Here is an 18588-nt window from a genome sequence, read left to right as displayed (position 1 = left end):
CGGACGAGGCGGAGACGGTGCGGGATGAGAGCATGGAGCCATGCCCTACGTCTCCCCCGCCGAGCGCGAGGTTTTCGTGTCCCGGTTCAACCGGGTCCTTGCCGTGCTGATCTGGGCGGCCGCTGCCGCCCTGATCGTCGGCCTTCTGGTGAGCGTGCACGATGTGCGCCTGCTCTACGTGGTGCCGTGCGCGCTCTTCGCCTTCATCGGCTGGGCGCTGCTCTGGCGTCCACGCCTCACAGTCGCCGACGACGGCATCGAGGTGGTCAACGTCACGCGCACCATCCGCATCCCATGGCAGTCGCTCATCCACGTGGACACCAAATACGCGCTGACGCTGTACACGCCCGGCCGCAAGTTCCCGGTCTGGTCCGCGCCCGCTCCCGGCACGGCGCGCACGCTGCGCGCCACCCGCGAGGAGACCAAGGGGCGCGTCGGCAAGCCGGCCGTCGCCGACAGCGTGCGCCGCCCGGGCGACCTGCTCTCGACCGAGTCGGGCGCCGCGGCCGAGGTCGTGCGCCGCCGCTGGACCCAGCTCCAGCAGAGCGGAGCGATCGACAGCGGGCTCGCGGACGAGACGCCCGTGACGATCCGCTGGCACATCGCCGCGCTGGCGGTGCTGATCGTGCTGATCGCCGGCACGCTCACCGCGCTGCTGGCGGCCTGACGCCGGAGAACCGGCGGCCACCAGCAGCGCAGCGCGGGCGGATGTCACAGCACGTCCTCCGCGAGGGCCGCGCCTGTGCGGGGTCCGGACTGTCCGTCCTCGCCGGGCTCCGGCTCCTCCTCGCGCATCTTGCGGAGGTTGAACCGGCGGTGGCGCGGGTCGAACGCGTCGCGCAGACCGTCACCCACGAAGTTGACCAGCAGCGCGAGGATCACGATGAACGAGCCGGGCCACCAGAACAGCCACGGACGGGTCTGGAACGCCGACTCGTTCGAGCTGATCAGCAGACCGAGCGACACGTCCGGCGGACGGATCCCGTAGCCGAGGAACGACAGCGCGGTCTCGAGCAGGATGGCGGAGGCCATGATCAGCGTCGAGGCCACGATGACGACGCCGATGGCGTTAGGCAGGATGTGCTTGAAGATGATCCGCGTGTCCGACGCGCCGGCGACGCGCGCCGCCTCCACGAACTCCCGCTCGCGGAGCGACAGGAACTCGCCGCGCACCAGACGCGCGATGCCCATCCATGAGAAGAAGCCCAGCATCAGTGCGAGGAAGAACGCGCCGAGACCGCCGAACATGTGTCCGACGACGGAGCCGATGACCAGCGCAGGGATCACGATGAAGACGTCGGTGATACGCATCAGGATCGCGTCGACCACACCGCGGAAGTAGCCCGCGATGGCCCCGACGACGACACCGACCACACTCGCGATGAGCCCGAGCACGACCATCACCAGCACCGAGTTCTGGATGCCGCGCATCGTGAGGGCGAAGTAGTCCTTGCCGATGCGGTCCTGGCCGAAGGGGTGCTCCAGGGTGGGAGCGCCCTGCGAGACCTGGTCGTTCAGCTCGACGTAGTTGTACTTCCACCAGCCGTGGATCGGCCCGATGCCGATCGCGGAGATGGAGAACAGCACGATCAGGATGAACAGGATCGCACTGCCGACGGCGACCTTGTTCGAGAGGAATCGCTTCCAGATGAGCTTGCCCTGGCTGACGGGCGGAGCGCTCGGCTCCTGCAGCTCGTCGGCGATCATGGGTTCGGTCGTGGACATCAGCGGACCCTCACTCTCGGGTCGAGTGCGGCGTAGGACAGATCCGCGAGGAAGTTGAACAGGATCGCCATGATCGCGATGACGAGGAAGTACGCCATCACCGGGTTCAGGTCGCCGCGCGCCAGGCCCGCATTGAACAGGGAACCCATGCCCGGGATCGCGAACACCTTCTCGGTGATGATCGCACCACCGAGGAGCGCGCCGACGTCGAAGGCGACGAGCGTCGTGATCGGGATCAGCATGTTGCGGAAGGCGTGGCGGACCACGACCGTGCGCTCGGGGAGGCCCTTGGCGCGCGCCGTGCGGATGAAGTCCTGGCCGAGCACCTCGAGCATGCCGGCCCGCGAGTAGCGCGTGTACGACGCGAACGAGATCAGCAGCAGCGCGATCGTGGGGAGCGCGAGGTGCGTGAAGGTGTCGAGACCGTTCACCCACATGTCGCCCTCGAGGCCCGGGGTGGACGAGCCGACGGTCGCGATCGGACGGCCGTTGGTGTCCTGGAAGTACGTTGGCCACGCCTGCATGAACCGGTCGACGATGATCAGGAAGCCCGACACGATCGTGACGATCACCGCGACGCGCATGTTCTGGCCGCGGTCGTAGCCTCCCACGAACCAGCCGATGGCGAGGCTCACGACGATTGCGACGACCGCCAGGATGATGATCGTGGACGGCGTGGAGATGTTGAACAGCCACTGCAGACCGAAGTAGCAGACCAGCGCGACGGCGCCCGCGATGCTCGCGGAGATCAGTGCGCGGCGGTTCTGCAGGCCTGCGGTCAGAGCGGTCGCTCCGATCACGGTGCCGGCGATCAGGATGATCATCACGACCGGCCCGAGGCCCGGGTGCAGGAACCAGTTGGTCGCGCTCATCAGCAGCAGCACACCGGCCGTCGCGACGCCGGAGACGGCGAACGTGATGCCGCGCCGCCGCATGTCGCCGCCGATGAGCGACTGCCAGATCAGTCCGGCCACCACTCCGATCAAGATCGCCACCCACCACGGGATCGTCGGATTGCCGAGGAAGTTGTTGAAGCCGATGGCGACGAACTCTTTCAGGAGCACTGCCACGAGGAACGCCGGGAGCGAGTACAGGAAGAAGCTGAGGAACGTGACGACGTTGTCGAGTCCGCTGTACTGCCGCAGGGCGGTCACGATGCCGATCGTGACACCGAGGAGGATCGCGAGGATGAGCGCGACGGTGACCAGCTGGACGGTCGAGCCGAGCGCCTGCGGGAGGATGTCCACCACCTTCGCGTTGGAGATGGTCGATCCCAGGTCGCACGAGTTGGCGAACGGGATGAGGCACTTGGCCGCGCCGCCGAGCCAGAGCAACCACCGCAGCGGTGGGGCGATGTCGAGCTGGAGGAGCTGGATGCGCGCATTGATGAGCTGCGTCTTGTTGGGGGAATTGCTGCTTCGCAGATCCTGGAGCGGGTCGGCGCTGTACGCGACCAGCATGTACATCAGGAACGAAGCGGCGATGATGATGAGCACTGAGACAAGGAGTCGTCTCAGGATGAAACTCGCCATAGGTTCAAAACCTTTACTGACAGGGCGCGCCACGAACGGGTTGATCGGCGGAGCGGGGGGCTCGCCTGGCGCGATTTCGAGGTAACGGTCGGATCACGACCGCCGACTACATGATAACGGGGCGTCGACTCGAAGCCGACGCCCCGTCGCAGGAGAGTGCCCGGGGATCCCCCGGGCACTCTCACTGTCGAGCGTTACTTCGCGGTCGAGGACTTGACGGTCCACTCCCAGAAGTTCCAGAACGGGCCGTTCTGGTTGCCCATGTACTTCACGCCGTCGACGCGAGCGTTGACACCGAAGACACCCGGCAGCTGGAACAGCGGCAGACCGTAGGCCTGCGAGAAGGCGGTCTTGTCGATGTTCTTCTCCAGCGAGACGAGCTTGCTGGTGTCGAGCGTCGTCTGGGTGGCCAGAGCGTCGCTGTTCGCGGCCGAGAAGCGGTTGTAGTTACCGCCACCGTTGGTGGTGAACAGCTGCGGGATCTGCGCCGTGCCGGCACCCGGGCTGATCCAGCCGAAGAGCGACGCGTCGTAGTTGCCGCCCGGGAGGAGCTTGCTCCAGTCCGGCGAGCCGGCGTCGACGACCTTGAAGCCGGCCTTGGCGGCGGACGCCGAGATGGCCTGGAACTCGTCGACACGGTTCGGGTTGTTCGTGTTGTACAGGATGCGAACAGTCGGGGTGGCACCGGCGAGCAGCGCCTTGGCGCCGTCGATGTCGACCTTGTCGTACTTGCTCGAACCGTTGTTCTTCACGGAGTCGCCGTACTCGGGCTGCTGGTTCGGCAGCCAGATCTGCGAGTTGAGGACCTTGGCCTTCGGGTTCACCGGGGTGACGATCGAGTCGAGGATCTGCTGACGCGGGATCGTCATGAGGAAGGCCTCACGGACCTTCGGGTCGGCGAAGACCTGCGAACCGAAGTTCAGGTCGAGGTGGTCGTACGACGCCTGGTCGCCGGTCAGGACCTTCGCGCTCGTCTGCTTGAGGGCAGTGAGCGTGTCGGCCGAGGCCTGCGGGTTGATGATGTCGACCTCACCGTTCTGGAGAGCGGTGACCTGCGCGTTGGCGTCGGGGATGATGCGGAACACGACCTTGTCGACGCTCGGCTTGAGGCCGCCGTCGTAGTACTTGTTCTGCGTCATCGTCAGCGACTGGCCGGGGGTCCACGAGGAGACGACGAACGGGCCGGAGGAGACCAGCAGGTCCTTGTCGGTCGGGAACGCGGTCACGTCGTAGCCGGTGTTGACGAAGTCGGCGGCCTTCTTCAGGGTCGCGTTGGGGGCGACCGGAGCGTCAGGGTTGCCCTTCGGCAGCGTCTTCAGCACCTTGGTCAGGTCGGCGGCCGAGGAGAGGCCCGCCTTCTTGGCCACGATGTGCGCGGGCTGCGCGATCGGGTTGACGAGCTCCCAGTCCACGTACGGCGTCGAGTACTTCAGCGTGATCGACGTGTTGTTGTCGCCCACGGTCGGGTACGCGGTCGAGTCGATGCCCGCCGTCGAACCCGCGATGGAGAAGTACTGGGTTCCGCTGGTTACGTTGCCCTGGTCGTCGAACTTCGCAGAGTCGTAGTAGCCGGAGGCGATGGCCCAGCCGAGGATCATGTCGTCAGCAGTGACGGGCTGGCCATCGGACCACTTGTCGTTCTTGTTCAGCGTGTACTTGACCGTCAGCGGGTCGTCCGAGATCTTCTCGAACTTGCCGAACTTGTCGTCGTGAACGATCTTGTAGTTGTTGTCGATGTACTGGAAGCCAGTACCGTACGACCCGTCGAGGTAGCCGACCTGGCCGTTGGTGTCCAGGTTGCCCTGGGGGGTCTGCGAGTTGAACGAGGTGAAGTCGTTCACGACAGCGACCGTCACGGTGCCGCCCTTGGCCGCGGACGACGTGCCCGTGCTGCCGGACGTGGTGCAGGCCGACAGTGCGAGCGCTGCAACGCCGGCGACGGCGACGGCGCTGACCGCGTACCTGACCTTTCTTCCCTTGATGTGCAATGTTCCTCCTGTGCGAAGTGTGCGACGGCACGGGCATGCGAGAGCACCCGAACCCCGCGGGATAAGAACAACCTAGGTAGCGTTGACTGGGAATGCAAAATGAGGCTGGAAAACGTTACACAGTGGTAACTCAGTCGGTGGATCGTTGCGCGGAGCCCCCTCAAACAGCGCTCTCGCAGCGCGAAACGCAAGAAATCGTGCGGTTCGCGCATACGCGGGGTGAAATTCGCGGATATACAACGTGTCGCCGCCCCCGTCCAGAGCCTGGCAGGATGCACATATGAGCAGTGAGTCGGCCGCAGCCGCCCCGACGGCGGATGAGGCCATCACCTGGCGCGGAGAAGTCCCGGTCGAACGCGGCGCCCGCCCGCGCCTCTGGTGGGAGGTCGCGATCGTCCTCGGCCTCTCGCTCGGCCAGTCTGCGGTGTACTCGATCGTCACGATCATCGACCGCTCCACCCAGAGCACTCCCCTGGCCGACCAGACCGCGCAGGTGAACCCGTCGCAGTCGAGTCGACCGGTATTCGACTTCCTCTACCAGTTGCTCGGAAACGCGTTCCCGCTGTTCGCGGTCGCCCTGGTGATCTTCCTGCTCTGGCAGCCGCGGCGCAGCGGCTTCCGCCGCATCGGGTTCGATCTGAGCCGGCCCGGCCGAGACCTCGGTGGCGGCATGCTGCTCTTCCTCGTGATCGGCATCCCCGGCATTCTCTTCTACGCGCTCGGCCGGCTGCTCGGGCTGACGGTGCAGGTGCAGGCGTCGCCGCTCGACACCTACTGGTGGACGGTGCCCATCCTCATATTCGCCGCGGTCCGCGCGGGGCTCCAGGAGGAGGTGATCGTCGTCGGCTACCTCTTCACGCGCCTGCGCCAGCTCGGCTGGTCGAAGTGGACCATCATCCTGTCCGCTGCGGCACTCCGGGGCAGCTACCACCTCTATCAGGGCTTCGGCCCGTTCGTCGGCAACGCCATCATGGGCGTGGTCTTCGGTTGGTGTTACACCCGCTGGGGCCGGGTGATGCCCCTCGTGGTGGCCCACGTCGTCATCGACATCGTCTCGTTCGTCGGCTACCCGCTCGCCGTCGCGCTCTGGCCCCACGTCTTCGCGTAGCCCGGGCGTGCTCTCAGGCGAAGGCCTCGGGAGGCGGGCAGGCGCAGAAGAGGTTGCGGTCGCCGTAGGCCTGGTCGATGCGGCGCACCGGGGGCCAGTACTTGTTCCGCACCAGGGTCGGCACGGGGTAGACGGCCTGCTCACGCGTGTACGCGTGGTCCCAGGTGGAGGACGCGACGGCCTCCGCGGTGTGCGGAGCGCCGCGCAGCGGGTTGTCGTCGGCCGGCCACTCCCCTGCGGCCACCGCGTCGGCCTCGGCCTTGATCGCGATCATCGCGGTGACGAAGCGGTCGAGCTCGGCGAGGTCTTCGCTCTCGGTCGGCTCGACCATGAGCGTGCCCGCCACCGGGAACGACATCGTCGGCGCGTGGAAGCCGAAGTCGATGAGGCGTTTGGCGACGTCGTCGACGGTGACTCCGGTGCGCTCGGTGAGCGGGCGGACGTCGAGGATGCACTCGTGCGCGACGAGGCCGTTGTCGCCCGCATAGAGCACCGGGAAGTGCTCGCGCAGGCGGGCCGCGACGTAGTTGGCCGCGAGCACCGCCGCGCCGGTGGCGTCGGTGAGGCCCTGCGCGCCCATCATCCGCACGTAGGCCCAGCTGATCGGGAGGATGCTCGGGCTGCCGTACGGCGCTGCCGACACCGGGCCGCCGCCGTGGACGATCCGGTCGGCGGAGCCGGCGAGCACGTGCGTGTCATCCTGCGCGAGCGGGTGACCGGGCAGGAACGGCGCCAGGTGCGCCTTCGCTGCCACCGGGCCCACGCCCGGTCCGCCGCCGCCGTGCGGGATGCAGAACGTCTTGTGGAGGTTGAGGTGGCTGACGTCGCCGCCGAAGTCGCCGAACCGCGCGTAGCCGAGGAGAGCGTTGAGGTTGGCGCCGTCGACGTAGACCTGACCTCCCGCCTCGTGCACGGCCGCCGTGATGGCCACGACCTCGTGCTCGTAGACGCCGTGCGTCGACGGGTAGGTGATCATCAGGGCCGCGAGGGTGTCGGCGTTGGCCGCGATCTTGGCACGCAGGTCGTCGAGGTCCACGTTGCCGAGGTCGTCGGTCGCGACGACCACGACGCTCATCCCGGCGAGGACGGCCGAGGCGGCGTTCGTGCCGTGTGCGGACTGCGGGATGAGGCACACCGTGCGCTGGTCGTCGCCGCGCGAGCGGTGGTATCCACGGATCGCCAGGAGGCCCGCGAGCTCGCCCTGGCTGCCGGCGTTCGGCTGCAGCGAGACGGTGTCGTAACCGGTCACGTCGGCGAGCCAGGCCTCGAGCTGGTCGATGAGCTCCAGCGACCCGGCGACGTCGGCGGCGGGCGCGAACGGGTGGAGAGCCGCGAACTCGGGCCAAGTGACTGCCTCCATCTCGGTGGCGGCGTTGAGCTTCATCGTGCACGAGCCGAGCGGGATCATGCCGCGGTCGAGCGCGTAGTCGCGGTCCTGCAGCTGGCGCAGGTACCGCATCAGCGCGGTCTCCGAGTGGTGGGTCGAGAAGACCGGGTGCGTGAGGAACGCGGAGGTGCGCGCGAGCGCCGGGTCGAACGAGGGCTCGGAGCCGAACTCCAGGGCGGCCTCGCCGTCGACGGTGCCGCCGAGGACCTCGATCAGGTCGCCGAGCGGGAAGACGCCGTCGCGCAGGTCGGCCGCCGACTCCTCGTCGAAGCTGAGCGAGACGAGTCCCGCGTCGACCGCGTGCAGCAGCAGGCCGCGCTCGTGGGCGCGCTCGACCACGGCGGCCGCGTCGTCCACCTCGACCACGAGGGTGTCGAAGAACGACCGCGAGGGCACCTCCACACCTGCCGCGCGCAGCGCCTCCGCGACCGCGACGGCGGACAGGTGCACGTGCCGGCCGATCGAACGGAGACCGGCGGGGCCGTGGTAGACGGCGTACATCGCGGCCATGACCGCAAGCAGCACCTGCGCGGTGCAGATGTTGGAGGTCGCCTTCTCGCGGCGGATGTGCTGCTCGCGGGTCTGCAGGGTGAGCCGGTACGCGGGCTTGCCGATCGCGTCCTGCGAGACCCCGACCAGACGGCCGGGGAGCTGGCGCTCCAGACCCTTGCGGACGGCCATGTAACCGGCGTGGGGTCCTCCGAAGCCCATCGGCACGCCGAAGCGCTGGCTGGTGCCGACGGCGACGTCGGCTCCGAGCTCGCCCGGCGAGGTCAGCTGCGTGAGCGCGAGCAGGTCCGCCGCGGCGACGACGACCGCACCGGCGGCCTTCGCCGACGCGATGACGGCGGACGGGTCCCAGACCCGGCCGGAGGCGCCGGGGTACTGCACGAACAGGCCGAACGCCTCCTGCAGCTCCGGCGCGTCCGCCGGAGTGGAGGCGAGGTCGAGCACCACGAGCGCGATGCCCACGGCCTCCGCCCGGTTGCGCAGCAGCGCCAGCGTCTGCGGGAAGGTGTCCGCGTCGACGACGAACGTCGAGCCCGCGGCCTTGGAGGCGCGGCGAGCGAGCAGCATCCCCTCGACGACGGCGGTGCCCTCGTCGAGCATCGACGCGTTGGCGGTGTCGAGACCGGTCAGGTCGGAGACCATCGTCTGGAAGTTGATGAGCGCCTCCAGGCGGCCCTGCGAGATCTCCGGCTGGTACGGCGTGTACGCGGTGTACCAGCCCGTGTTCTCGAGCACGTTGCGCTTGATGACGGCCGGCGTGATGGTGCCGTAGTAGCCGAGGCCGATCAGGCTGCGGTTCACCGTGTTGCGCGCGGCGAGCGCGCGCAGCTCGCGCAGGGCGGCCCGCTCGCTGATCGGAGCGGGCAGCGTGGACACCCGGGAGGCGTCCACGCGGATGGAGTCCGGCACGGCGGCGGAGACGAGGGCCTCCACGGTGTCGTAACCCAGGGCGGACAGCATCGACTGCTGCGCGTCCCCGTCGGTGCCGATGTGACGCGTCTGGAACAGGTCGCTCATGTGTCGCGGAAGCCTTACTCGCCCGTGAGGGCCTTGTACTCGTCGTAGGAGAGGAGACCGTCGGGGAGGGCGCTGAAGGTCACCTTGATGAGCCAGCCCTCGCCGAACGGGTCGCTGTTGACCAGCTCGGGTGCGTCGACGACGGCCTGGTTGGCCTCCGCGACGGTGCCGTCGACCGGGGCGAAGAGCTCGCCGACCGACTTCGTCGACTCGATCTCGCCGACCACGCGGCCCGCCGCGACGTCGCTGCCCTCGGCCGGGAGCTCGACGAAGACGACATCGCCCAGCTTCTCGGCTGCGTAGCCCGTGATGCCGACGGTCGCGGTGTCGCCGTCGACGAGGAGCCACTCGTGCTCGGCGGTGTACTTCAGGTCCTGCTCTGCGGCCATGGTCAATGCTTCTTTCTGCTGTAGAAGGGGAGGGCGGTGACGGTGAACGGGAGGCTGCTGCCGCGCACGTCGACGTGCAGCTCGGTGCCCGGGCGGGCGAACCGCGGCGCGACGTACGCCATGGCGATCGGTACGCCGATCGTGGGCGACAGGGCGCCGGAGGTGACGACCCCGACCGCCTCGTCCGCGCCGTCGGCGGCGGGCGCGAGCACCGGGTAGCCGGCGCGGGCGGCGCGCTTGCCCTGGCCCATGAGGCCGACGAGCACACGGGCCTCGGCGTCCGGGCCCTCCTCGCTCGCCGCGCGGCCGACGAAGTCGCTGTCCTTGGCGAGGTTGACCACGCGGCCGAGGCCGGCCTGCGCGGGCATCGTGTCACGGCCGAGCTCGTGGCCGTAGAGCGGCATGCCCGCCTCGAGCCGGAGGGTGTCGCGGCTGGCGAGGCCCGCGGGGACCAGTCCTTGGGCCGAACCGGCCTCCAGCAGGGCGTCCCAGAGCGCGCGGGCGTTGTCGGGGGCCGTGTACAGCTCGAAGCCGTCCTCGCCGGTGTACCCGGTGCGGGCGACCAGCACCGGATGCGTCTCGAACTCGGCCGGCACACTCCAGTAGTACTTGAGCTCTGTCACGCGCTGCGCGAAGTCTTCGCCGTCGATGTGGAAGCCCGGGGTGGCCAGCACGATGCTCAGCGCGGCGGGACCCTGCACGGCGATCAGCGCGATGTCGTCGCTCTCGTCGTACACCTCCACGTCGAAGGGCGCGGTACGGTCGCGCAGCTCCTCGGCGACGGCCTCCCGGTTCGAGGCGTTTGCGACGACCAAGTAGCGGTCCTCGCCGGTGCGATAGACGACGAGGTCGTCGAGGATGCCGCCGGCGCGCGACAGCAGCATGCTGTACTTCGCCTGGTCGAGTGCGAGCGACGACAGCTTGCCCGCGAGGGCGTAGTCGAGCGCCTGGCCGGCCTCCGGCCCGAGGAGCACGATCTCGCCCATGTGCGAGAGGTCGAACAGGCCCGCGGCGGTGCGGACGGCGTGGTGCTCCGCGAGGTCGCTGGAGTAGCGGACCGGCATCTGCCAGCCGGCGAAGTCGGTGAAGGACGCCCCGGCCGCCGTGTGGGCGTCGTGAAGGGGGGAGGTCCGCTCCGTCGCATCGGTCTGCGCCGCTGCGTTGGTCTGGCTGTCCTGCGAGCTCATGAGTTCTCCGTTCGCCGGCCGTCGCCGGAGGGATGAACGGCAGCGCGACGCGCTGACGTGTGAAGAACTCCCCCTCTGTCATCCGGCCTGAGAGTTTCACCGCGACCGTGGCTGCGGTCGCGGCTTTCACCGTGGGCGAGGGCGACGCGTGAGCGCTGCCCTGCTTTTCAGAGTGGCCAGTCCGATGCGGTACGCGTACCTGAGAGATTGTCGGGGAGGATTGCTCCTTCGGTGCCGCGCGCAGTGCACGCGACTCTCCCGCATCGACCTGATTGGCCCGGTATTCAGTTGACCCGGCCAGCATATCCGCATCCGCGCCGTCCCGCGCGCGCTCGAGTGCGACGGGGCCGGTTTGGTGTTCTGGTCAGAGTGACACTAAGATGGCGGACAACTTATGGTCATGGTGACCTTTAGTCCGACGGGAGGCCCGGGATGGCCGCACACGAACACGCGAGCGCGATGCTCGCCGTGTCCACGGTCATCTTCGCGCTGCGCTCCGACGAGGAGACGGGAGGCGAGCCCCAGGTCTGGCTGCCGCTGGTGCGACGCATCCGCGATCCCTACGAAGGACTCTGGGCGCTGCCCGGAGGCCCGCTGCGGATCGGCGAGGACCTGGCCTACGCGGCCGCGCGCACGCTGGGCGACACGACCGGGCTGAGCCCCCGCTACCTGGAGCAGCTCTACACCTTCGGCGACGCGGTGCGCTCCCCGGGTGCCGCCGACACCGTCGAGCGCGTGGTCTCCATCGTGTACTGGGCGCTGGTCGGCAGTGCCGAGGCCGAGCAGGCGACTGCGGGCGAGAACGTCGGCTGGTTCGCCGCCGACGACCTCCCCCAGCTGGCGTTCGACCACAACGTCATCGTCGAGTACGCGCTCTGGCGGCTGCGGACGAAGATGGAGTACTCCCGCATCGCGCACGCCTTCCTCGGCGAGCGCTTCACCCTTGCGCAGCTGCGCGAAGTGCACGAAGCCGTGCTCGGCCGGCCCCTCGACCCGGCCAACTTCCGACGGACGATCGAAGCCTCCGGCGCGGTCGTCCCGACCGGCGACTACCTGATGGGGACGCGCCACCGGCCTCCGCGGCTCTACCGCTACAACGACTCGATCGACCTGGCCGACGCGGGGCCGCTCCCCCGGCAGCAGCCTCCCTCTGTCACGTCCCAGCCCCTCGAACCACGTCCCACCCCGGAAAGCGAGCAGTCATGACCATCGCATCGGTCGACACCACCATCCAGCTCATCGCAAGCGGGAGCCTCGACGGCGCCACCTGCGCCCCCGAACTCGCCGACGGGCCGTGGCTGTTCGACTCCGCGCCGCCGTCGTACGGTCCCGGCGCGTCGCAGGAGGACCCCATCCCGGCCGACGCACCGCGTCAGGGCGAGCTGCCGGACGAGTACCGCACCGCCTCCAAGGACGAGCTCGCCGACCGGATCCGCACGGCGAAGGCGACCCTCGGCGACCGGGTCGCGGTAATGGGCCACTTCTACCAGCGCGACGAGGTGGTTCAGTACGCGGACTTCATCGGCGACTCGTTCCAGCTCGCCAACGCGGCGAAGGCCCGTCCGGAGGCCGAGACGATCGTCTTCTGCGGCGTCCACTTCATGGCCGAGACGGCCGACATCGTGTCGCGGCCCGAGCAGAAGGTCATCCTCCCGAACCTGGCCGCCGGCTGCTCGATGGCCGACATGGCCGACCTCGACTCGGTGCAGGACTGCTGGGAGGCGCTGGAGGAGCTGTACGGAACCGAGCCGGACGCCGACGGCCGCGTGCCCGTCATCCCGGTCACTTACATGAACTCGTCGGCCGCGCTCAAGGCGTTCTGCGGTGAGCACGGCGGCATCGTCTGCACTTCCTCCAACGCCGCCACCGTGCTCGAGTGGGCTTTCCAGCGCGGACAGCGCGTGCTGTTCTTCCCCGACCAGCACCTCGGCCGCAACACCGCCAAGGCGATGGGCGTGCCGCTGGAGCGGATGCCGCTGTGGAACCCGCGCAAGCCGCTCGGCGGCAACGACGAAGCGACCCTCGCCGACGCGCAGGTCATCCTGTGGCACGGCTTCTGCTCGGTGCACAAGCGCTTCACGGTCGGCCAGATCGAGCACGCCCGCGCCGAGTTCCCCGGCGTGCGCGTGATCGTGCACCCCGAGTGCCCGATGGACGTCGTCGACGCCGCCGACGAGTACGGCTCGACGGACTACATCGTGAAGGCGATCCAGGCCGCACCCGCCGGCTCGACGTTCGCGATCGGCACCGAGATCAACCTGGTGCAGCGCCTCGCGGCCGAGTACCCGCAGCACACGATTTTCTGCCTCGACTCGGTCGTGTGCCCATGCTCGACGATGTACCGTATCCACCCCGGCTACCTGGCCTGGGTCCTGGAGGGCCTGGTGCGCGGCGAGGTGCTCAACCAGGTGCGCGTCGCCGACGCCGTCGCCGAGCCCGCCCGGGTCGCCCTCGAGCGCATGCTCGCGGCGCGGCCCGACACCACGATGGCGGCCTGACATGGCACGCGTCGTCGTGGTCGGGAGCGGCATCGCCGGTCTCGTTGCCGCGTTGCGGGCGGCCGAGCGCCACGAGGTGACCATCGTCACCAAGGGCACCGTCGCCGAGGGCAGCACCCGGTACGCGCAGGGCGGCATCGCCGCGGCCGTGTTCTCGGACGACAGTGTCGCCTCCCACGTGGCCGACACGCTGCGCGCCGGCGCCGGGCTGAACGTGCTCGCGGCTGTGGAGGCGCTCTGCGGCGACGGGCCGCAGCGCGTGCGCGAGCTGATCGCACTCGGCGTCGCGTTCGACCGCGACGGCGCAGCGCTGGCCCGCGGGCTGGAGGCCGCGCACTCGAGCGCCCGCGTGCTGCACGCCGGGGGCGACGCCACCGGCGCGGAGATCGAGCGGGCGCTCGCGGCCGCGATCCGCGCCGCCGGAATCCGGGTGGTGACGGGCGCCTTCCTGCGCGACGTGCTGGTGTCGGACGGGGCCGCCTCCGGGGTCGCCCTCCTGCTGGCGGACGGCACCGACACCGTTCTCGACGCGGACGCCGTGATCCTCGCGACCGGCGGCTGGGGTCAGCTCTATGCACACACGACCAACCCGTCGATCGCGACGGGCGACGGCGTCGCCGCGGCGTGGCGCGCGGGCGCACTGCTCGCCGACCTCGAGTTCACGCAGTTCCACCCGACGGCGCTGCGCCTGCCCTCCGGCGACGGAGGCTCGCGCACGTTCCTGGTGTCGGAGGCGGTGCGCGGCGAGGGCGCGGTGCTGCGCAACGCCCGAGGCGAGCGGTTCATGCTCGACGCGCACCCCGACGCCGAGCTGGCCCCACGGGACGTCGTCGCCCGGGCCATCGCCGTCGAGATGGCGGCGCAGGACGGCCTCCCTGTCGTTCTCGACGCGACAGAGCTCGGTGCGGACTTCCTCGCGCGGCGCTTTCCGACGATCGACGCGGCGTGCCGCGCGGCGGGCATCGACTGGTCGCGCGAGCCGGTGCCGGTGACGCCCGCGGCGCACTACGCCATGGGCGGCGTCGTGACCGACGTGCACGGGCGCACCAGCGTGCCGGGCCTCTTCGCTGTCGGCGAGGTCGCGTGCACCGGAGCGCACGGGGCGAACCGGTTGGCCTCCAACTCGCTGCTGGAGGGCCTGGTGTTCGCGCACCGCGCCGCGGATGCGATCGGCGCGGCCTGGCCGGACGCGCCCGCGTGGACGGACGGCCCGCCGGTCCCGGGCGAGCACATGCCTTCGGCGGCATCCGATGCCGACCTCCCCTTCGACCGCGCCCGCCTCCAGCGGGTGCTGTGGGCCGGCGCCGGCCTCCACCGCGACCGCGCCGGGCTCGAACGCGCCGCGCGCACCCTCGCCGCGATGCGCCTCCCGGAGGCCGGGGAAGACGCCAACCTGCTCCAGCTCGGGCGGCTCGTGGTCGCCGCCGCACTGTCGCGCGAGGAGTCGCGCGGCGCCCATTTCCGCTCCGACTTCCCGCTGCCGGCAGACGCTGCACCGCATCACACGGTGCTCGCGCCGCTGCCCGTCCCGACCGAGGTGACCGTTCCATGCTGACCCGCCAGATCATCGACCACGCCGTCGGAGCCGCTCTCGCCGAGGACGCTCCGTGGGGCGACCTGACCAGCGAGCTGCTCATTCCGGAAACGGCATATGCGACGGCGCGCCTCTCCGCGCGCGAGCCGGGCACCTTCTCGGGAGGCGCGGTCTTCGCGGCGGCGATGACGCTCACCGACCCGGCCATCCGTGTCGAGCTCGCCGTGGCGGACGGCGACGCGTTCGAGGCCGGGGACACGCTCGCAACGGTCACGGGCCCGGCGCGCTCGGTGCTGCAGGGCGAGCGCGTCGCGCTCAACTTCGTGCAGCGGATGAGCGGCATCGCCACCCTCACCAGCGCCTTCGTGCGAGAGGTGGCGCACACCTCCGCCCGCATCGTCGACACCCGCAAGACCACGCCGGGCCTGAGAGCGTTCGAGCGCCACGCGGTGCGTAGCGGCGGAGGTCACAACCATCGTTACTCGCTGTCGGACGCCGTCATGGCCAAGGACAACCACCTCGCCGTGCTGACGGCCCAGACCGGGCTCTCGGTCACCGACGCGCTGCGCGCGGTGCGCTCGCGGATGTCGCACACCACCCACCTGGAGGTGGAGGTCGACCAGATCGATCAGATCGAGCCCGTGCTGGCCGCCGGCGTCGACACGATCATGCTCGACAACTTCACTCTCGACCAGCTGCGGGAGGGCGTCGCCATCGTCGGCGGCCGCGCGATCGTGGAGGCCAGCGGCAACGTCAGCCTCGCCACGGTGCGCGAGATCGCGGAAACCGGAGTGGACGTGATCTCCTCGGGGGCGCTCACGCACAGCGTCCGCTCCCTCGACCTCGGACTCGACGTGGTGGTCGACGCACCGTGAGCAGGCGGCAGCCATGACCGGCCTCTACCTCGACGCCGCCGCGACCTCCGCGGTGCGCCGCGAGGTGCTGGAGGCGATGTGGCCGTACCTGACCGGGGAATTCGGCAACCCGTCGAGTCGCCACTCGGTCGGCGAGTCGGCCGCGCGAGCGCTGGCGGACTCCCGGGCGACGGTCGCCGCCTGGCTCGGCTGCCGAGCCTCGGAGGTCGTCTTCACCTCCGGCGGCACGGAGGCCGACAACCTCGCGATCAAGGGCATCGCGCTCGGCGCTCCGCGCGGGCGGCACATCGTCACGACGCCGATCGAGCACGAGGCGGTGCTCGCCTCCGTCGACTACTTGGCGCGCCTCCACGGCTTCGAGATCACGTTCGTGCCGGTCGGGCGCGACGGTCGGGTAGCCGCCGCCGACTTCGCAGCCGCGCTACGCCCCGACACGGCGCTGGCGAGCGTGATGCTCGCGAACAACGAAGTCGGCACCCTCCAGCCGGTGAAAGAGCTGGCGGCGCTGGCGCACGAGCAGGGCATTTCGTTCCACACCGACGCCGTGCAGGCCGCGGGCTGGCTCCCGCTCGACGTGCGCGAGCTCGGCGTCGATGCGCTCAGCGTCTCCGGCCACAAGATCGGCGCACCCAAGGGCATCGGCGCGCTCTTCGCCCGCGGCCGGCTCCCGCTCGAGCCCGTGCTGCACGGCGGCGGCCAGGAGCGGGGGCGGCGCTCGGGCACCGAGAACGTGGCGGGCGCCGTCGCGCTGGCGACGGCGGCACGCCTGGCGATGCGCGACCGGGAGGCCAACGCCGCGCGCGCCGCCGCAGCTCGGGATGCGTTCGTGGCCGCGGTGGTCTCCGGGACGCCCGGCGCGCAGCTGACCGGGCATCCGGCTGAGCGGCTGCCGGGCACGGCCTCCTTCGTCTTCCCGGGCACCAACGGCGAGACGGTACTGCTGGAGCTGGAGCGCCGCGGCATCGTCTCCTCCAGCGGCTCCGCCTGCGCCGCGGGCAGCGAGGACGCCTCGCACGTGCTCCTCGCCCTCGGCTACGACGAGGACGTGGCGCGCACCGCCGTGCGGTTCTCCTGGGGCGCCGACGTGTCGGAAGCCGACCTCCGCGCCGTGGCCCCCGCCGTCGCCGACGCCGTGCGCGAGGTCTCCGGTCTCGCCTCCTGACCCCCCAGCCCCAGATTTGCGGAGTATTCCGAGTTAAGCGGAGAGTGAACGGGCGGACGAGTTCACCTGTTCGAAACCCACGATGTCGGTCGTCGTGGATAGTGTGAACCAGTGACTGAGAAGACCTCACCAGCGCCCACCGACGCCTCCGACGCCGCCGCGCTCGCTGAGTCCGGCGGGGATCGGAGCAGCAATCGCAGCTCGACCGCCCGCGACGCCGAGCGGCCGCGCATCGCGCCGCGCGACCAGCGCGTGATCTGGCTGCTGCTCGCCGCCACGTTCGTCGTGATCCTCAACGAGACGATCATGAGCGTCGCCATCCCGAAGCTGATGGACGACCTCCACATCGACGCCCTCGCCGCGCAGTGGCTCTCCACCGCCTTCATGCTCACGATGGCGGTCGTCATCCCGATGACCGGCTTCCTGCTGCAGCGCTTCACGACCCGGCAGGTCTTCGTCGCGGCCATGTCGCTGTTCTCGCTCGGAACGCTCGTGGCCGCCGTCGCACCGGGGTTCGGAGTGCTCGTCGTCGCCCGGGTGATCCAGGCCTGCGGCACGGCCATCATGCTGCCGTTGCTGATGACCACGCTGATGACCCTCGTGCCGCCGGCGCTCCGGGGGCGCACCATGGGCAACGTCTCGATCGTGATCTCGGTCGCGCCGGCGGTCGGCCCGACCATCTCCGGCGTCATCCTCAACTTCCTCGCCTGGCGCTGGATCTTCCTCATCGTCCTGCCGATCGCCCTGGTGATGCTGCTGATCGGCATCCGCTTCGTCGAGAACGTGACCGAGACGCAGAAGAGCCGCATCGACGTGCTCTCGGTGATCCTCGCGGCGTTCGGCTTCGGCGGCCTGGTCTACGGACTGACGGTGAGCGGGGAGACCGGGGCGGCGGCCTCCGGCAACCAGCTGATGCTCTGGGGATCGCTCGGCGTGGGCGTCGTCTCGCTCGCCGCCTTCATCACGCGGCAGCTCCTGCTGCAGCGAAAGGATCGCGCCCTGCTCGACCTGCGCACGTTCCGCAGCCCGATCTTCACGGTCGCGATCGTCCTCATGGCGATCACCACGGCCTCCCTGTTCGGCGTGATCATCGTGCTGCCGCTCTACCTGCAGCACGTGCTGCACCTGGATGTTCTCGGCACCGGCCTCTTGCTGCTTCCGGGCGGCCTGGTGATGGGGCTCGCGGCGCCGTTCGTCGGGCGGCTCTACGACCGATTCGGTCCGCGCGTGCTCGTCGTTCCCGGCGCCATCCTGGTCAGCCTCGTGATGTGGTCGCTCACGATGGTGACCGAGACGACGCCGGTCTACCTGGTGCTCATCGCGCACATCACGCTCAGCCTCGGGCTGGCGCTCATGTTCACGCCGCTGTTCACCGCCGGACTCGGCGCTGTGCCTCCGCACCTCTACTCGCACGGCAGCGCGATCCTCGGCACGATCCAACAGGTCGGCGGGGCCGCGGGCACCGCGCTCCTGGTCGCGGTGCTCTCGGCGCAGACGGCCGCTCTCGCAGCGGGCGGAGCAACGCTCGACGCGGCCACCGCGGGTGGGATCCGCAGCGCCTTCCTTGCGGCGGCCATCATCTCGCTCTTCGGGGTCGTCGGCTCGTTCTTCATCTCGAAGCCGGCCGACGCGCCGTCGGAGGCGGCGTTCGCCCACTGACGCGAGAAACACGGGGG

The 18588-nt window shown here is 69.8% G+C and carries 14 protein-coding genes and 2 riboswitches; of the genes, 8 read left to right on the top strand and 6 right to left on the bottom strand.

Annotation, left to right across the window (positions count from 1 at the left end; genetic code table 11):
• The first annotated feature begins 40 nt into the window (after nucleotides 1–40).
• Entirely contained in the window at nucleotides 41–667 is a 627-nt protein-coding gene (locus tag AC0HS0_RS03045; RefSeq protein WP_472961565.1) for a PH domain-containing protein, read from the top strand.
• A 44-nt stretch (nucleotides 668–711) separates the two neighbouring features.
• Here the strand turns inward: AC0HS0_RS03045 and AC0HS0_RS03040 are convergent, their stop codons facing one another.
• From AC0HS0_RS03040 to AC0HS0_RS03030, 3 genes are all read right to left on the bottom strand, one after another.
• Complete coding sequence (locus AC0HS0_RS03040; RefSeq protein ID WP_472961564.1) at nucleotides 712–1725, bottom strand: ABC transporter permease; 1014 nt, start codon at nucleotides 1723–1725, stop codon at nucleotides 712–714.
• A complete protein-coding gene (locus AC0HS0_RS03035; protein ID WP_472961562.1) occupies nucleotides 1725–3257 on the bottom strand; it encodes an ABC transporter permease subunit in 1533 nt (510 codons plus the stop codon). Before AC0HS0_RS03035 ends, AC0HS0_RS03040 begins: the two co-directional genes overlap by 1 nt.
• A 194-nt stretch (nucleotides 3258–3451) precedes the next feature.
• Complete coding sequence (locus tag AC0HS0_RS03030; RefSeq protein WP_472961560.1) at nucleotides 3452–5245, bottom strand: ABC transporter family substrate-binding protein; 1794 nt, start codon at nucleotides 5243–5245, stop codon at nucleotides 3452–3454.
• A gap of 280 nt (nucleotides 5246–5525) precedes the next feature.
• On the opposite strand from AC0HS0_RS03030, the gene AC0HS0_RS03025 reads away from it, so the two are divergent.
• Complete coding sequence (locus AC0HS0_RS03025) at nucleotides 5526–6353, top strand: CPBP family intramembrane glutamic endopeptidase (protein WP_472961558.1); 828 nt, start codon at nucleotides 5526–5528, stop codon at nucleotides 6351–6353.
• A gap of 13 nt (nucleotides 6354–6366) precedes the next feature.
• Here the strand turns inward: AC0HS0_RS03025 and gcvP are convergent, their stop codons facing one another.
• The 3 genes from gcvP to gcvT are packed head-to-tail and all read right to left on the bottom strand — an operon-like array spanning nucleotide 6367 to nucleotide 10843.
• Nucleotides 6367–9267: an aminomethyl-transferring glycine dehydrogenase gene (gcvP, locus tag AC0HS0_RS03020; protein ID WP_472961557.1), complete on the bottom strand. Its 2901-nt coding sequence runs from the start codon at nucleotides 9265–9267 to the stop codon at nucleotides 6367–6369.
• A gap of 14 nt (nucleotides 9268–9281) precedes the next feature.
• Complete coding sequence (gcvH, locus tag AC0HS0_RS03015; RefSeq protein WP_472961555.1) at nucleotides 9282–9656, bottom strand: glycine cleavage system protein GcvH; 375 nt, start codon at nucleotides 9654–9656, stop codon at nucleotides 9282–9284.
• 2 nt (nucleotides 9657–9658) lie between these two features.
• Complete coding sequence (gene gcvT / locus AC0HS0_RS03010) at nucleotides 9659–10843, bottom strand: glycine cleavage system aminomethyltransferase GcvT (RefSeq protein WP_472961554.1); 1185 nt, start codon at nucleotides 10841–10843, stop codon at nucleotides 9659–9661.
• Nucleotides 10844–10911: 68 nt separating this feature from the next.
• A riboswitch (glycine riboswitch) is annotated at nucleotides 10912–11019 on the bottom strand.
• Nucleotide 11020: 1 nt separating this feature from the next.
• A riboswitch (glycine riboswitch) is annotated at nucleotides 11021–11114 on the bottom strand.
• Between the two features lie 161 nt (nucleotides 11115–11275).
• On the opposite strand from gcvT, the gene AC0HS0_RS03005 reads away from it, so the two are divergent.
• The 6 genes from AC0HS0_RS03005 to AC0HS0_RS02980 all read left to right on the top strand — a co-directional run bounded on the left by AC0HS0_RS03005 (nucleotide 11276) and on the right by AC0HS0_RS02980 (nucleotide 18571).
• Nucleotides 11276–12049: an NUDIX hydrolase gene (locus AC0HS0_RS03005; RefSeq protein WP_472961553.1), complete on the top strand. Its 774-nt coding sequence runs from the start codon at nucleotides 11276–11278 to the stop codon at nucleotides 12047–12049.
• Nucleotides 12046–13341 carry a quinolinate synthase NadA gene (gene nadA, locus AC0HS0_RS03000; protein ID WP_472961551.1) on the top strand — a complete coding sequence of 432 codons (1296 nt, stop codon included), beginning with the start codon at nucleotides 12046–12048 and terminating at the stop codon, nucleotides 13339–13341. The genes AC0HS0_RS03005 and nadA overlap by 4 nt, the downstream gene beginning before the upstream one ends.
• Before the next feature lies 1 nt (nucleotide 13342).
• A complete protein-coding gene (nadB, locus tag AC0HS0_RS02995) occupies nucleotides 13343–14896 on the top strand; it encodes an L-aspartate oxidase (RefSeq protein ID WP_472961550.1) in 1554 nt (517 codons plus the stop codon).
• Nucleotides 14890–15750 (top strand): carboxylating nicotinate-nucleotide diphosphorylase, encoded by an 861-nt coding sequence (gene nadC, locus AC0HS0_RS02990; protein ID WP_472961548.1) that lies wholly within the window; start codon nucleotides 14890–14892, stop codon nucleotides 15748–15750. Before nadB ends, nadC begins: the two co-directional genes overlap by 7 nt.
• A gap of 13 nt (nucleotides 15751–15763) precedes the next feature.
• Nucleotides 15764–16912 carry a cysteine desulfurase family protein gene (locus AC0HS0_RS02985; RefSeq protein ID WP_472961546.1) on the top strand — a complete coding sequence of 383 codons (1149 nt, stop codon included), beginning with the start codon at nucleotides 15764–15766 and terminating at the stop codon, nucleotides 16910–16912.
• 231 nt (nucleotides 16913–17143) lie between these two features.
• The gene (locus AC0HS0_RS02980) at nucleotides 17144–18571 is read left to right on the top strand and encodes an MDR family MFS transporter (RefSeq protein ID WP_472962105.1); all 1428 of its coding nucleotides are present in this window, start codon (nucleotides 17144–17146) and stop codon (nucleotides 18569–18571) included.
• Nucleotides 18572–18588 lie beyond the last annotated feature (17 nt).

This window comes from Leifsonia sp. PARNA 1/14 (assembly GCF_055720965.1).
This window is presented reverse-complemented; position numbering and strand designations above follow the sequence as displayed.